At 73.4% G+C, this 14,369-nt stretch carries 11 protein-coding genes; 6 read left to right on the forward strand and 5 right to left on the reverse strand.

What is annotated here, in order from left to right; translation table 11 throughout:
• Nucleotides 1-88: 88 nt before the first annotated feature.
• Genes ACF1DX_RS10860 through ACF1DX_RS10870 form a run of 3 tightly spaced genes read left to right on the forward strand, consistent with a single transcriptional unit; the run spans nucleotide 89 to nucleotide 5,345 of the window.
• On the forward strand, nucleotides 89-1,900 hold the full coding sequence (locus ACF1DX_RS10860; protein WP_391790856.1) for a DUF4357 domain-containing protein: 1,812 nt from the start codon (nucleotides 89-91) through the stop codon (nucleotides 1,898-1,900).
• Nucleotides 1,897-3,150, forward strand: a complete 1,254-nt coding sequence (locus ACF1DX_RS10865) for an McrC family protein (protein ID WP_391790857.1) — start codon at nucleotides 1,897-1,899, stop codon at nucleotides 3,148-3,150. The genes ACF1DX_RS10860 and ACF1DX_RS10865 overlap by 4 nt, the downstream gene beginning before the upstream one ends.
• Nucleotides 3,151-3,209: 59 nt before the next feature.
• Nucleotides 3,210-5,345 (forward strand): UvrD-helicase domain-containing protein, encoded by a 2,136-nt coding sequence (locus tag ACF1DX_RS10870; RefSeq protein ID WP_391790858.1) that lies wholly within the window; start codon nucleotides 3,210-3,212, stop codon nucleotides 5,343-5,345.
• Between the two features lie 24 nt (nucleotides 5,346-5,369).
• Here ACF1DX_RS10870 and ACF1DX_RS10875 read toward each other — a convergent pair whose 3' ends face one another.
• Entirely contained in the window at nucleotides 5,370-5,756 is a 387-nt protein-coding gene (locus tag ACF1DX_RS10875; RefSeq protein WP_391790859.1) for a hypothetical protein, read from the reverse strand.
• 83 nt (nucleotides 5,757-5,839) lie between these two features.
• Nucleotides 5,840-6,058, reverse strand: a complete 219-nt coding sequence (locus ACF1DX_RS10880; RefSeq protein ID WP_391790860.1) for a response regulator transcription factor — start codon at nucleotides 6,056-6,058, stop codon at nucleotides 5,840-5,842.
• On the opposite strand from ACF1DX_RS10880, the gene ACF1DX_RS10885 reads away from it, so the two are divergent.
• Both ACF1DX_RS10885 and ACF1DX_RS10890 read left to right on the forward strand, forming a co-directional pair.
• Entirely contained in the window at nucleotides 6,053-8,140 is a 2,088-nt protein-coding gene (locus ACF1DX_RS10885; protein ID WP_391790861.1) for an ABC transporter permease, read from the forward strand. The genes ACF1DX_RS10880 and ACF1DX_RS10885 overlap by 6 nt on opposite strands.
• 278 nt (nucleotides 8,141-8,418) lie before the next feature.
• Nucleotides 8,419-10,326, forward strand: a complete 1,908-nt coding sequence (locus ACF1DX_RS10890; protein WP_391790862.1) for an SMI1/KNR4 family protein — start codon at nucleotides 8,419-8,421, stop codon at nucleotides 10,324-10,326.
• A 99-nt stretch (nucleotides 10,327-10,425) separates the two neighbouring features.
• Here ACF1DX_RS10890 and ACF1DX_RS10895 read toward each other — a convergent pair whose 3' ends face one another.
• The gene (locus tag ACF1DX_RS10895) at nucleotides 10,426-11,619 is read right to left on the reverse strand and encodes a trypsin-like serine protease (RefSeq protein ID WP_391790863.1); all 1,194 of its coding nucleotides are present in this window, start codon (nucleotides 11,617-11,619) and stop codon (nucleotides 10,426-10,428) included.
• A 319-nt stretch (nucleotides 11,620-11,938) separates the two neighbouring features.
• Between ACF1DX_RS10895 and ACF1DX_RS10900 the strand changes: the two genes are divergently transcribed.
• Nucleotides 11,939-12,064, forward strand: coding sequence for a hypothetical protein (locus ACF1DX_RS10900; RefSeq protein ID WP_391790864.1), 126 nt, complete (start codon nucleotides 11,939-11,941; stop codon nucleotides 12,062-12,064).
• 88 nt (nucleotides 12,065-12,152) lie between these two features.
• Here ACF1DX_RS10900 and ACF1DX_RS10905 read toward each other — a convergent pair whose 3' ends face one another.
• Nucleotides 12,153-13,094: a sigma-70 family RNA polymerase sigma factor gene (locus ACF1DX_RS10905; RefSeq protein ID WP_391790865.1), complete on the reverse strand. Its 942-nt coding sequence runs from the start codon at nucleotides 13,092-13,094 to the stop codon at nucleotides 12,153-12,155.
• A 10-nt stretch (nucleotides 13,095-13,104) separates the two neighbouring features.
• Nucleotides 13,105-14,310 (reverse strand): NAD(P)/FAD-dependent oxidoreductase, encoded by a 1,206-nt coding sequence (locus ACF1DX_RS10910; RefSeq protein ID WP_391790866.1) that lies wholly within the window; start codon nucleotides 14,308-14,310, stop codon nucleotides 13,105-13,107.
• Between the last annotated feature and the right edge of the window lie 59 nt (nucleotides 14,311-14,369).

The raw sequence follows: 14,369 nt of genomic DNA on the forward strand, positions 1-14,369 counted from the left end.
ATGCGTTTACTTGTACTTCTAGACCTTTGACAATGTCAACAGGTAAGCTGAAACTCGCGATGAAGCCGCCCGTCCGGAAAGGTCACCCATGACTCGGCCCGAACTCCTCCCCGGCACACCCGAGTTCCTCATCCGACTCCCCAAGGGCGGCGAGGCGCGCGGGCATCTGCTCTCCGAGTTCGGCGGCAACGGGACGAACAAGTTCCTGCTGCGGGAGGGGTCCCTCGTGACCGCCGAGGAGTGGCCGGGCCTCGGCCGCCACGCCCGCCGGTCCCGGGCGGAACTCCGCGCGGAGGGTGCCCTCGGGGACGCCCCGCCCGTCCCCGGCCGACCCGAGGGCGCGCCCGCGCGCTGGGTGGTGACCCGGGACATCGAGTGCAACTCCTCGTCCGCCGCCGCCGCGCTGGTGTACGGCTACGACGCCTCCGGTCCGGAGTCCTGGCGCACCGACGAGGGGCATCCGCTCTCCGACTACCTGCCCACCGGCTGGCGTCCCCCGCACAAGGCGTGGCTGGTGCGCGGGGCGAACGTCTCGGGGCACAACCTGGTGCGGCAGCTGTGGCTGGCGGAAGGGTTCGTGTCGCTGTCCGGCGCGCACCTGCCGCCGCTGGAGGAGTCCGACCCGACGAAGAGCGCTCTGCGCCGCTTCGTCGAGGACGGCTACGAGGGCGCGGCCTCGTACCACCAGAAACAGGGCCTCGTCGACGAGTTGCACGCGTTCCTGACGCAGATGCGGGTCGGCGACACCGTGGCCACCTACGACGACGACCGGCTGTACCTCGGCCGGATCACCGGGGACGCCGTGCAGACCACGTCGCCGGGCGGGCTGTCCAACCTGCGCCGGCCGGTCACCTGGCGGGCCGACGGTCACCCGTACGACGAACTGCCCGGAGAGCTGCGGCAGAAGCTGTCCGTACAGCACGACGTGGTCGATCTGACCGGCGTCCTGGACGCCCTCGACGGACTCGCCGGCGAGGCGGACGGCACGGGCGGGGCCGAGGCTGAGGACACCCTGGAGCGCGCGGCGCCGAAGGAGCTGACGCTGCCCGGAATCAGCGAGGCGCTCGCCGAGGAGCTCCTCGTCCACGACCGGGCGTGGCTGGAGGAGCTGCGCGAGCTGCTGCTCGACGAGAAGCAGCTGGTGTTCTACGGCCCGCCGGGCACCGGCAAGACGTACCTCGCCATGAAGCTCGCCGAGCACTTCGGCGGCGGCCCGGAGCAGGTCAAGATCGTGCAGTTCCACCCGTCGTACGCCTACGAGGACTTCTTCGAGGGGTTCCGGCCGGTGGAGGACCCCGAGACGCGGGAGGTGGCGTTCCGGCTCACCGCCGGCCCGCTGCGGGAGCTCGCCGACCTCGCCTCCCGCGACGGCAACCGGCACGTCCCGCACTTCCTGATCATCGACGAGATCAACCGCGCCAACCTGGCCAAGGTCTTCGGGGAGCTGTACTTCCTGCTGGAGTACCGGGACCGGTCCGTGCGGCTCACCTACTCCGGGGACGACTTCCCGCTGCCGCCCAACCTCTTCGTGATCGGCACGATGAACACCGCCGACCGCTCCATCGCGCTGGTCGACGCGGCGATGCGGCGCCGTTTCGCGTTCGTGGAGCTGTCCCCGCGCACCGAGCCGACCGCCGGCCTGCTCACCCGCTGGCTCGCCCGCGAAGGGCGCGACGCGGAGCCGGCCCGCCTCCTCGACGCCCTCAACTCCCGCGTCGACGACGCCGACTTCGCGATCGGCCCCTCGTACCTGATGAAGCCGGGCGTGTACCGCGACGGCGGCCTCGAACGGACCTGGCGCACGAAGATCCTGCCGCTGCTGGAGGAGCACCACTACGGCGAGGGCATCGACGTCGCCGCCCGCTACGGCCTCGACGCGCTGCGCGAGCGGCCGGCATGACCGAGCCCGTGCCGGACGTGGTGCTGCGCGAGTACGGGCCCGCCGTCTCCGTGCCGCTCGGCGCCGCGGCCGGCCGGGCCCTCGCCGCCTCCGGCATCCTCCGGAGCGCCACGCCGGACCCGGCCCATGACGGGCACTGGCTGCTGCGGGCGGGGAGCCGGGTCGGCGCGCTGCGCACGCCCGGCGGGCCGATCGTGCGGATCATGCCCAAGACCCCGGTGAGCCGGATCTTCTTCCTGCTCGGGTTCAGTCTCGCCCCGGAACGGGCCTGGCGCGACGACCGGGAGGGCACCGTCGACACCGGCGCGTACGACGACGTGGTGCCCGCGCTCGCCCACGCCGTGGAGCGGCGGATCGACGCGGCGCTGCGGCAAGGGGTCCTCCAGGGCTATCGGGAGGTGGAGGAGTCCTCGCTGGTGGTGCGCGGGCGCATCCTCGAGGCCGAGCAGATCAGACGGCATTTCGGCCGTACGCCGCCCGTGGAGATCGCGTACGACGCCTACACCGCGGACACCGCCGAGAACCGCATCCTGCGGGCCGCCGTCGAGCGGCTGCTGCGCCTGCCCGGCGTTCCCGGCCCCGTGCGGCGGCGCCTGGCCCACCAGCGGGTCCGGCTCGCCGACGCGCTGCCCCTGGTCCGGGGGCAGGAACTGCCGCGCTGGCAGCCCTCCCGGCTCAACTCCCGCTACCAGCCGGCCCTGCGGCTCTGCGAGGCCGTCCTGCGCGGCTCCTCGCCGGAGCACACGCCGCCGGGCGCCGATCCGCTCGCCGTGGACGGCTTCCTGATCGACATGAACCAACTGTTCGAGGACTTCGTCACCGTCGCCCTGAGCGAGGCGCTGAAGGACCACGGCCTGACCGCCCGGCTCCAGGACACGCACCACCTCGACACCGCCGGCCTCGTACGGATCCGTCCCGACCTCGTGGTGCGCACCCGTGACGGCCGGACGCCGGTCGCCGTCGTCGACGCCAAGTACAAGGTGGACAAGGGCGACGGCCACCTCAACGCCGACCTGTACCAGGCGCTGGCGTACGCCACGGTGCTCGGCCTGCGCGAGGCGCACCTGGTGTACGCGGCGGGGCGGCTGCCCACGCGCTTCCACGAGGTGCGCGGGACGGCGGCCGGCGCGGACGGGCGCGGCGTGCTGCTGCACCAGCACAGCGTCGACCTGTCCCGTGAGCCGGGGCAGCTGATGTCGGCGCTGCGCGACATCGCCGTACGCCTGACCCGCGCCCGCACCCCCGCGTGACCCACGCCCATCAACCCGACGGAAGCCCGACGGAAGCCCGACGGAAAGGAACACACCGTATGCCCCGGCTCGCCTTCGCCCAGAGTTTCTGGGACGGCTACGACGCCCTGGAAAAGCCCGTCCGGGCCGGAGTGCGCAAGGCCATGGCGAAGTTCCAGGCCATGAGCGCCGCCGAACTCAACGCCGACAAGGGACTGCATCTGGAGTCCGTCGAGAACGCCCGTGACAAGCGCATGCGCACCATCCGCGTCACGGACTTCTGGCGCGGTGTCGTCCTGGCGCCCGACGACGGCAGCGACGTCTTCCTGCTCGTCAACGTGCTGCCGCACGACGACGCCTACACCTGGGCCGCGAAACGCCTCTACAGCGCCAACTCGGCGACCCGGGCCCTGGAGGTGCGCGACGCCGTCGCCCTGGACGAGCTGACGCCGCTGTACGAGAACGCGGCCCGCTCCGCCCCCCGGCTGCTCTTCGAGCACGTCTCCGACGGCGCGCTGCGCGAACTCGGCATCGACGACCAGGTGCTGCGCGCCGCCCGCTCCCTGGCGGACAAGGCCCAGCTGGAGGCGTTCTCCACGCTCCTGCCGGAGGACCAGCTGGAGGTCCTCCAGTACCTCGCCGAGGGCTTCGGCCCGGAAGAGGTGTACCGGGACGTCGTGGCCGTCCGCCGGCCCGCCGACGCGCCCGCCGAGCCGGTCGAGGACCTGGCCACGGTGATCGCCAACACCCCCGCGCGCATCCGCCTGGTCACCGGCCCGCGGGAGCTGGAGGAGGCGCTGGAGAAGCCGTTCGCCGCCTGGCGGATCTTCCTCCACCCCTCCCAGCGACGCGTCGCCCACCGCACCTCGTACGGGGGCCCCGTCCAGGTCACCGGCGGCCCCGGGACGGGCAAGACGGTGGCGGCCCTGCACCGCGTCAAGCATCTGCTGGGCCGCTCCGACGACAGCCGCGTCCTGCTCACCACGTACACCAACGCACTCGCCGCCGGGCTGCGCGACATGCTCGGCCTGCTCCTCGACGAGGACGAGACGCTGCTCGCCCGGGTCGACGTGACCACGGTGGACGCCTACGCCAACGGTGTGGTGCGGGCCGCGTCCGCGACCGCGCCCAGGCCGGTCGGGGACCGGGAGCAGCGGCAGCTCTGGGAGAAGGTCGTCAAGCAACTGGATCTGCCGTTCCCCGCCCGGTTCCTGGCGCAGGAGTACCGGCACGTCGTCCTCGCCCAGGACCTCCGCGACCTCGACGCCTACCTCGCCGCGAGCCGCCGGGGACGCGGCACCGGGCTCGGGCCCGCACGCCGCCGGGAGGTGTGGGGCGGGGTGGAGCGGTTCGAGCGGCTGCTGCGGGACCGCGGTGAGACCACGCACCTGGCGGTCTGCGCACGCGCCGCCGGTCTGCTCGCCGACGGGTCGGCCCCGTACGCCCATGTGGTGGTCGACGAGGCGCAGGATCTGCACCCCGCGCAGTGGCGTGTGCTGCGCGCCGCCGTGGCCCCGGGTCCCGACGACCTGTTCCTCACCGGCGACCCGCACCAGCGGATCTACGACTCGCGGGTGTCCCTCGGGTCCCTGGGCATCGCCACGGCAGGACGCAGCTTCCGGTTGCGGGTCAACTACCGCTCGACCGAGGAGATCCTCGCCTGGTCGGCGCGGCTCCTGGCGCCCGTCACGGTCGACGCGCTCGACGGCGAGGGCACGGACTCGCTCGCCGGATACCGCTCACTGCTGCACGGGGGCCGGCCCCAGGCCCGGGGTTACGCCACCCGGCAGGAGGAGACCGAGGCCCTGGTGGACCGGGTGCGGGAACTGCTGGACGAGGGCCTGGCCCCGCACGAGATCGGCGTGTGCGCGCGCTTCAACCTCTCCCTGGACAGCGCGGAGGACAAGCTGAAGGCCGCCGGGATACCCGTGCTCCGGGTCAAGGGGCAGACCGCGCGGCACGCCGAGGGGGTGCGGCTCGCGACGATGCACGCGATGAAGGGCCTGGAGTTCCGGGCCGTGTCCGTGCTGGGCGTCGGCGAGGGCACGGTGCCGTTCGCCCGGGAGATCACCCCGCTTGAGGCGGACGCCCTCCAGCACGAGGCCGACCTGCTCCGGGAACGCTGTCTCCTCTTCGTCGCCTGCACGCGGGCGCGGGAGGCGCTGAGTGTGACGTGGAGCGGAGCGGCGAGCCCGTTCCTGGCGCACATCGCCTGACGCACCGCCCGGGTCCGGGGCCGGTCAGGCGGACCGAGTCCGTCGCGGCTCGCGCGAGCGGGTGGTGATCAGCGTGTGGAGCATGGCGAGGAGGACCAGGGTCCAGGCGGTGAGGGCGACCCAGAGCCAGGCCCGGCCGATCCATTCCACGATGGGGAGGTCGTCGGCACGGCCGAGGTACATGCCGGCGACGGCGTACATGCCGAGGGGGAAGACGATGCTCCACCAGGTGGGCTCGTAGGCGAGGGGCACCCGGTGGACGCGGTGGCGCCAGACGCCGACGGCGATCAGGACGGGGACGAGCCAGGTGGCGAAGCACCAGAAGACGACGGACATGCCGGCCACCAGTCCGCGCACCGCGTCGACCATGGGGGCGCTCTCCATCTCCACGATGCGCGCTCCCGCGACCACGGCCGGACGGTTCGCCGGCGGTCGACGTCCCGCCGGTGCGACGACCGGGCCGCCCGTCTCGGGCCTGGCCCGCCTGCCCCGCCTCATTCGCCGGGCCTGACCAGTCCCGTCTCGTAGGCGAGTACGACGGCCTGGGCCCGGTCACGGAGCGACAGCTTGGCGAAGATCCGCGCCACGTGGGACTTCACCGTGGCCTCGCTCAGGGTCAGTTCGGCGGCGAGTTCCGTGTTGGACAGACCGCGGCCCAGCAGGGACAGGACCTCCGTCTCGCGGGGGGTCAGGGCCGAGAGGTCGACGTGCACGGTGGGTGTGCGGGCGGACTGCGAGGCGTAGCGCTCCACCAGGCGACGGCCGAACTGGAGGCCGGCTCCGGGGACTACGGTCTGGGCTCCACGATCACCGTGGTGGGCCGTCCCGGTCCCGGCGGCCCGGTGGGGCGGGTGGACCTCTGGGCCGGACGCTGGGCGACCCGGCCGGGTGAGGTCGTCGTCAACCGGCAGTCGGACTGGAGCGCCGACGACCTGGGCAGGCGGATCGAGCTCCGGTCCGGGCCCGACCTCACCATCGTCGGGTTCGCCTTCGACCTCAGCGGCACGGCGAACGCCTGGGTCGCGCCCGGCCAGATCACGGCCCTGCGCCCGACGGCCACGCAGCTGCTCCTCCGCTTCGAGGACGCCTCGTCGGCCGACCGGCTGCGGGAGCGGCTGGCCGCCGTGACCGACGGGTTGCCCGAGGACGCCCTGACCGGTTCGCAGTCGTACCTCACCCTCAAGGAGCAGATAGGCAGTTCGGCGCGGGCGTACACCCCCTATCTGATGGCGTTCGGCGCCCTCGGCATCGTGGTGGCGGTGCTCATCGTCGCCAACGTGGTCAGCGGCGCCGTCATCTCGGGATTCCGGCACATCGGCGTCCTCAAGTCCCTGGGTTTCACGCCGGGGCAGGTGCTCGCCGTCCACCTCACGATGATCGGCATCCCCGCGGTCCTCGGCTGCGCGCTGGGCACCGCGCTCGGCAACACGGTGGCGCGCCCGTTCTTCGACGCCGTGTTCACGGGGCCCTCGTCGGGGGTGTTCCACGGCGAGGTCGGCATCGCCCCCTGGGTGAACCTGCTCGCCCTGCTCGGCATGCCGCTCGTCTGTGTCCTGGCCGCACTCGCTCCGGGGCTGCGCGCCCACCGGCTCTCCGCGGTACGCGCGATCAGTATGGGCGGCGCCCCGCGCGCCGGGCGCGCGCTCGGCGTGCAACGGCGCCTGGCCGGCAGCCGGCTGCCGCGATCGGTGAGCCTGGGCGTCGGGCTGCCGTTCGCCCGGCCGGGCCGCAGCGCGCTCACGTTGGCCGCCGTGGTCCTGGGCGTGACCACCGTGACCTTCGCGACCGGGCTGGCCACCACGATGACCCGGTTCGGCGACGCGGGCCGGGACGCGTACGACATCACCGTGTACGCGACCAAGTACCAGGACGGCAAGGAGATCCTCCCCCACCACGACGACCGCGCACTCCACGCCCTGCTCGGATCCTTGCCCGGCGCCCACGAGGTCACGGCGCGGGCGGACGCCGACGCGCGCCTCGCCGGCACCGCCCAGCGGGTGTGGCTGGAGGGCCGCCGCGGTGACCGGCCCCGGCTGGACGACGTCCTCACCGACGGCCGCTGGGTACGCCACACCGGCGAGGTCGTGGCCACGTCGGCCTTCCTGAGCCGGCACGATCTGGAGGTCGGTGACCGCGTCCGGCTGGAGAAGGACGGCCGGCGGCAGGCGTTCACCGTCGTCGGCGCGCTCATGAACAACAACGCCGAGACGGTCGTCACCGACTGGGCGACGCTGACGCGGTTCGCCCCGCGGGAGGAGCCGATCGCTTATCACGTGAAGCTCCGTGACGGCGCGGACCGGGCCGCGTACGCGCGCGCCGCCCGGGCCGCCGACCCGGGCGTCGACCCGGTGCCGGTCGGCCCGAACAGCGTCACCCGGACCATCGTCGGCTCCGCCTCGGCCCTCACCCTGATGCTCGCCGTGGTCGCCGCGCTCGGCGTCTTCAACACGGCCGTTCTCAACACCCACGACCGCCGCCGTGATCTGGGCGTACTCAAGTCCATGGGCATGACGCCACAACAGGTGACGACCATGACGGTGACGTCGATGGCGGTGCTCGGCGCGGCCGGTTCACTGGCCGGCATCCCGTTGGGGATGGTGGGCCACCACGTGGTCGTCCCCCGGATGGCCGACGCCGTGGACATCGCTCTCCCCGCGTACATGATGGACGTCTGGCGGGCACCGGCCCTGATCGGCCTGGCACTGGCCGGCCTGGCCATCGCCGTCCTGGGTGCGTTCGTCCCGGCGCGACGTGCGGCGCGGCTGACGATCGCGCAGGTGCTGCACAACGAGTGAGGCCCCGACGCTCCCGTCCGGGATCCGCCGAGCGGCTCCGCGAGGACGTCGGCGGATCCCGGTGGTGGAGCCACGGAACCGGTTTCGGCGGAGGGACGCCGAGCAGTCCGAGACGACAGAGATGACCTCCGCGGTCTGACCGGCCGAGCCGGGCAGCCGTCGACGTCCGTACGCGCATGCGGGCGGTGCTCCCGGCGCCGGCCGTCCGGCGACCGGGCCACGGCCACCGGGACCTGAGTTCCCGCGTCGTTGTCGGTGGCGGCTGCCACACTCGGCCCGTGACCGAGAAGAGCGAGCACCACTTCGACTGGCAGCGGTTCCTCCGGCGTTGGCAGGAGGAATGGGTCCCGGGCGAGGACGACGCGGTGGACCTGGCGGAGGGCGGCACGACCCTCGCCGACCTGGCGCTCTCCGCCCCGCCCGCGACCGAGGCGGAGACAGCCGCCGCCGAGGAACGCCTGGGCACCCGACTCCCCCCGTCCTACCGGCGGTTCCTCGGGGCCAGCAACGGCTGGCGGCTCGACGGGGGATCCATATACCGGCTGGGCGCGGCCCACGAGATCGGCTGGTTCGGGGATCCGTTCGACATGACCCCGGCCTACGAGCAGGGGCTGACCGAGCGCTCGACCGAGCAGGAGGTGCTGCTGGCCGGGATGTGGCGGCGGGCACTGCGGCTGGAGACCGACTCCGACATGTCCTACGCCCTGCTGGACCCGGGCGACACCGACGAGGACGGCGAGTGGGCCCTGTACGTCTACAAGGGGTGGAGCGGCGAGTTCCCGGACCGGTACCCGTCGTTCCAGGCCTACATGCAGCGGATGTACCAGAGCTTCCACTCCGACCGGGCGCGCGATCCCGGCTTCGTGAACGACACCACCCGCGCCTTGGACGCCGAGGTCGAGCGGGCGCGGGAGGAGGCCCTGAGCGGGAGGTGGGAGACCGCCCGGGAACTGCTCGCCGAGGCGGAGCGCTACGGGCGGCCCCGCGCCCGGGCCATGCTGCAGCAGTTGACGGCGCTGTCACACGGCGGCGGGTACTACGGCTTCGGTGCACTCGTCGCCGATCCGCGCTGCACGGACGAACTGGTGCCCGTGATGGCCGCCGCGCACCTGCGGGACGAACGCCCCGGCGTCTCCCCCCGCCGGTTCCTGCGGGGCACCGCGACCGACGACGGTGTCACGGAGGCCGCGGACGCGATCCTCGCCCGGATACGCGACGGCTCCTACCGCTACACGCCGGACGGCGCCTTCGGTCAGGCGGTGGCCGAGGCGTGGGAGTCGGCGAGGTGGGGGGACACGGACACGGCGTGGCGGCTGATCCGTGCCGCGCTGCCGTCGTGGTCGCCGCCGGGGCCGGACCTGCTGGCACCGGTCGGTCTGCTGGGGGACCCCGTGCTGGGTCCGGTGGTGACGCGGGAACGCGGCCTGGAACTGCTGGCCACGCCCCGGGCCGGCCGGGACGGTCCGGCGTCCGATCCGGCGCCGGACCTGGATCCGCCGGGACTGTGCTGGCTGGCGGAGCCCCTGCGGTGGAACGCCCCGTACGGCTCCTACCGGTGCCTGTGGGTGGAGGGCGCGGAGCCGGAGGCGCTGCCCGGCCTGGTCGGGGAGGACGAGGACGCGGGCCTGACCGCTCCGTCCAGCCGTCCCGCCGGGTGGTTCCCCTACGACATCAGGCAGCGGGACGACTCGGCGCCGTGGGAGGACCGGGCCGTGGTGGCGGTGGGCCGGGCGGGCTCCGGGTGGGCGTTCGGCTTCGACACGGCCCCGCGGCCGTCGGAGCCCGGGAACTTCTTCGTCTCCCCGGCCGCCGCCGCCTCACGCGGCGGACGCGCGGTGGTGCTGTGGATACGCCGCGGTCGCGACGGCGTCCCGGCGGTGTTCCATCTCTCGGTCGCCGAGCGGGGCGAGGAGCTGTACGCGTACACGCTGCGCGGCACGGACGTCGAACGCACGGGCCCGGTGCCCCCGGCCCTCGACCCCGAACGGGTCCTGTACGCCGTCGACGAGACGGACCGCGAGCGGCACCTGCTGACCGCCGTCCAGGACGAGTTCGGCCTCTCCCTGCCCCGGCACGCCCTGGCCGAGGGCATCCTGCCGCACCTGACCACACGATCCTGGAACCGCGCACCGCGGGAGGGCGAGTCCTACGCGTACGCCACGATCCACGTCGGGCGGCGCCTGTGACGGCGGAAGGCGCACGCCGCCCGGCACGGACGGGCGTCCGTGCCGGGCGGCGGTGCCCGGGCGTTTCACGGCACGGGCCGCGAGGATGGATCCACGGTTCTACTTGTTGATCCAGATGCCGAAGTCCCGTGTGGCCGTGTAGAAGTCCTGGAAGCCCAGACGCGACCCCGCGCTACGGGTCAGCGTGCCCTTGGCTATCGCGCCGCCGGAGGCCGAGGCGGTGTAGACCGGGCCGCCGCTGTCACCGCTGCGGGCCACCGTCTGGCCGTTCATCTGCTCCGCCTCCACCAGGTCCTCGGAGTCGTTGTAGAAGAAGAGGACCTTGATGTTGCAGACCGGGCCGCCCGTGGCCCGGGCGCTGGTGATTCCGGACTGGCACAGGTACTCGCCCGGGAAGACGTGGTCCCAGCCGTCGACCCGTACGCCCGCGTCGCTGTCGGGTCCCCCGGTGTACATGAAGTTGTCGGAGTTCGTGGGGATGAGCATCACGTCGTGGGGGTCGCTGGACTTGGTGGAGGTACCGATGTAGGCGCCCTGCGGGTTGGTGAACCGGTTGCCGCTGCGGCCGCAGTGCTCGGCGGTGAGCAGGTAGGTCGCGCTCGCGTCACGCACACCGAACCCGGCCGTGCACGCACCGCCGTTGAAGTTGATCTGTGCCCCGCCCGACCACGGCGCACCGTCGTTCACACGGGAGCGTTCCCGCAGGGGCTCCTCGCTGACCGCCTTCACGGGCACGCCGGCGATCCGGTCGACCGTGCGCCGGGCCTGCGCGGCGGAGGCGGTGCGCGCCGTGCGGGTGGTGTCCCGGGCCAGTACCAGTCCGCTGCCGTCCGTGGGGATCTTGACGCTGTGGCCGAGTGAGGGGTCCTTCTCCAGTTGGGCCTGTAAGTCCTCGGAGGCGTCCTTGAGTTCGGCCAGCGAGTGCTCCGCGGCGACGATGTGCACGGGGGCGGTCCTGCGGGCCCGCTCCGCGGCCCGCTGTACGGACTCGGGCAGATCGCCCTTCCACCACAGGGTGACGTGGTCCTCCTGGAGGCCGATGCCCGTGTAGCCCTCGTAGTCGCCCTGCTCCTGGGCCTTGGCCAGGATGCTCGCGGCGGCGACGAGGGGGCGCTGCTCGTTCATCTTCCGCAGGTCGTCGGCGCCGACGACCTGTGAGATCGGGACGGCCTTCTCCCCGTTGCCGTCGTGCTGCTGCCCGGCGCTGGCGCCCGAGGCGAGGGCGCCGACGAGCGCCATCGCGGCGGTCAGGGCCGAACCCGCGGCCCACAGGCTGGTTCTGCTGTCACGCATGAGGATGCCTCTCTTCTTGCCGTGGCGGTCTGTGATCCAGACGTCACGGGCATCCTCATGGACCCCGATCTACGTTCGATCCACGAACGTTCTATGCAGCCCGGGCTCCCGGCGGGCTCCGGGTGAGCAGCGGGGCCGAGTTGTCCACACCCCGGCGGCACCTCCACGGACGAGGCCTGGCCGTGCGGTTCGGTGCGGACCGCGAAGAGGCCGGCCGGCTGTGCGACAGGCTCAAGGGTGACCACAGGGCCCCCGGGAGTTCATCCCGACCTCCCGCGAACCGCACGTCGTCCATGCGGCGCTCACGGCCATCGCCCCGATGTTCCTGACGAGCGGAGGGTTCTCGGAGGAGGGGTTCTCCAACAGGACCGGCTTCTTCCGGGAGAACCTCGACGCCATGGCGTCGAACATCGTCAGCGCCGTGTCCAGGACCACGGCGACGTAGCCGCCCCGGGCCGCACCCCACTCCGGACGCGGCCCCGTGGCCGTGCCCGCGGCGGTCCGGACGCGTCACCGGATCCCGTTGGTGCCGGTCACCATGCGGTGACGACCGGGGCGTCGGGTTCGTGCCGCCGCCAGGCCCGGTCGAGGCGCGCGAGCCGGTACGGGGCGGCGATGCCACGCAGGAACGCGACCTTGCCGTCGCCGACTTCGAAGGCGACGGCGCCCACGACCCGGTCGCCGACCACGGCGAGGAGGGCCGGTGAGCCGTTGACCGGCGCGATGTGGAACACGGGCGAGCCGCCGGCCAGCCGCCGCTTCGCCGGCGTGGGCCTGAACCCCGCCCGCACGAAGGAGGCGACGCGCTCGCGCGTCGTGAACCGCAGCAGCCGCTTGGCCCGTCCGGCACCGTCCGAGACCGCCGTCACGTCGTCGGTGAGCAGTTCGACCAGCCGTTCGGTGCGTCCCGACGTGGCGGCGGCGAGGAACTCCTCGACGACCCGGCGCGCGGACGCGGGGTCCACCTCCTCACTGCCCCGGCGGCGCTCGGCGGCGACCCGGATCCGGGCCCGGTGGGCGTGCTGCTGGCTCGCGGACTCGGTGACGTCGAGGATCCGGGCGATCTCGGCGTGGCTGTACGAGAAGGCCTCGCGCAGGACGTAGACGGCCCGCTCGACCGGTGAGAGGCGCTCCATGAGGGTCAGTACGGCCAGGGACACCGACTCGCGCTGCTCGAAGGTGTCGGCGGGGCCGAGCATCGGGTCACCCTCGAGGAGCGGCTCGGGCAGCCAGGCGCCGGCCGCGCGCTCGTGGCGCGCCTGCGCCGAGCGGAGCCGGTCGAGGCAGAGGCGGGTGACGACCTTGGTCAGCCACGCCTCCGGCACCTCGATCCGTTCGCGGTCCGCGGCCTGCCAGCGCAGGAACGCGTCCTGCACCACGTCCTCGGCGTCGGCGGCCGAGCCGAGCAGGCGGTACGCCAGCGAGGCCAGCCGGCCCCGGCCGGCCTCGAAGCGTTCGACGGCTGCGCTGTCCATGTGCGGCAGCCTAGGCGGCCCTCGCGCCGGCCCGGTCGGGTGCACCGGCCGGGCCGGGCACGGTGGTCAGGCGGCGCTTGCGCTTCGGCATGCCGAAGGTCGGGTGGCCGATGCCCCACCCGGCCCCCTTGAGCACGCCCGACTTGAACCGCGCGGCGGTCCGGCCGCCCAGGTACCAGGACTTCGGCCGGACGTCCCCGTCCACCATCTGGATGATCGCGTCCCGCCGTCCGAGGCTGATGTGGTTGCCGTGGTACTTCAGCGCGGTGGTCGGGACCTCGCCGCCCGTCAGGCGTGCGACGATCGCGGCGGTCGCCTGCATGTTGGTCAGGCCGGCCGAGGCGCAGGACATCGGCAGCGGCCGGCCGTTCCCGCCGATCGCGTAGGCGCAGTCGCCGGCGGCGTAGACGTCCGGGTGCGAGACCGAGCGCATGGTGCGGTCGACGACGATCTGGCCGGTTCCGGCGACCTCCAGGCCGCCGGCGGCGGCGAGGGGGTGCACGGCGAACCCGGCCGACCACACGGTCACGTCGGCCGGGACGGACGTGCCGTCGGCGGCGATCGCGCGCGTCGGCTCGACGGCTTCGACGGCGGTGTGCGCGTGGACGGTGACGCCGAGCCGGTCGAAGGCCTGGCGCAGGTGACGGCGGGCCTTCGGGGAGAGCCAGGCGCCCGGCTCGCCGCGGGCGGCGAGCGCGACCGAGAGGTCGGGGCGGGCCTCGGCCAGCTCGGCGGCGGTCTCGATGCCGGTCAGCCCCTCGCCGACGACCAGCACGGTGCCGCCCTCGCCCAGACCGGCCAGGCGCTCGCGCAGCCGCAGCGCCGAGGACACGCCGGTCACGTCGAAGGCGTACTCGGCCGCGCCGGGGACGCCGTGGTGGGCGACGGAGCTGCCGAGCGTGTAGAGGAGCGTGTCGTAGGCGAGTTCGCCGTCGCCGTCCTCGCCGGTCACGGCGACGGTCCCGCGGCCGGGGTCGACGCCGGTGACGCGCGCCACGCGCAGCCGCACCCCGGTGCTGGCGAACACGTCGGCGAGCCTGCGCGACCTGATGTCCTGGCCGCTCGCGAGCTGGTGGAGCCGCATCCGCTCGACGAAGTCGGGCACGGCGTTGACGACGGTGATCTCGGTGTCCGCGGGAGAGAGCCGGCGGGCCAGGTTCCCGGCGGCGAAGGCCCCGGCGTATCCGGCACCGAGGACGACGATGCGGTGCTTCATGGCGATGCTCCTGCCTGTCTCGTTCGCGTGCCCCTTGAACGAGATGGCGCCCCGATTGC

Source organism: Streptomyces sp. NPDC014676 (assembly GCF_043084105.1).
Classification (GTDB): Bacteria; Actinomycetota; Actinomycetes; order Streptomycetales; family Streptomycetaceae; genus Streptomyces.